This is a genomic window from Thalassobacterium maritimum (genome assembly GCF_031127805.1).
GTDB lineage: Bacteria > Verrucomicrobiota > Verrucomicrobiia > Opitutales > Coraliomargaritaceae > Thalassobacterium > Thalassobacterium maritimum.
In genome coordinates this window covers 1-413 of sequence record NZ_JARXHW010000253.1, presented here as the reverse complement: position 1 = coordinate 413, position 413 = coordinate 1, and the positions used below count along the sequence as shown (strand labels likewise).

1 pseudogene is annotated in these 413 nt (G+C 58.4%); it reads left to right on the top strand.

What is annotated here, in order from left to right:
• Nucleotides 1–225: 225 nt before the first annotated feature.
• A pseudogene (locus tag QEH52_RS20235) lies at nt 226–413 on the top strand (hypothetical protein); the annotation flags it as partial.

Below are 413 nucleotides of genomic sequence, written 5' to 3'. Positions count from 1 at the left end.
GAACGCAGATGCACTTATACAAACTAGAGCCAGGAGAGCCAGTGGCAGTTGGACGGGGTTCTGGAATTAGCTCACCGCACTTTTAATCACACCCACGTTCGGAAGCAGTGTGGATCAAACCGACGAGCTGATGCTTCAAGTCCCGCCGAAGGGGAATGAGCGAAGCGATCGGGAGCAACCGGACTTGCCTTTGGTTCCGAGGTCTGCCGACAAGACCGGCACGTAGTGACCGGACCACCCACCCATAAACGCCGGACGGCGCGCGGGCACGGTGAACCGAAGCAACACAGCCGGTTGCAGCTCGAGTTACTGGAGGCCATCTTCAGTAGCACGAACCTCGAAGCGGCGTATCGCCGCGTCAAAGCCAACGGCGGAGCCGCTGGTGTGGATGGAGTGAGTCTGGAAGATTTTAC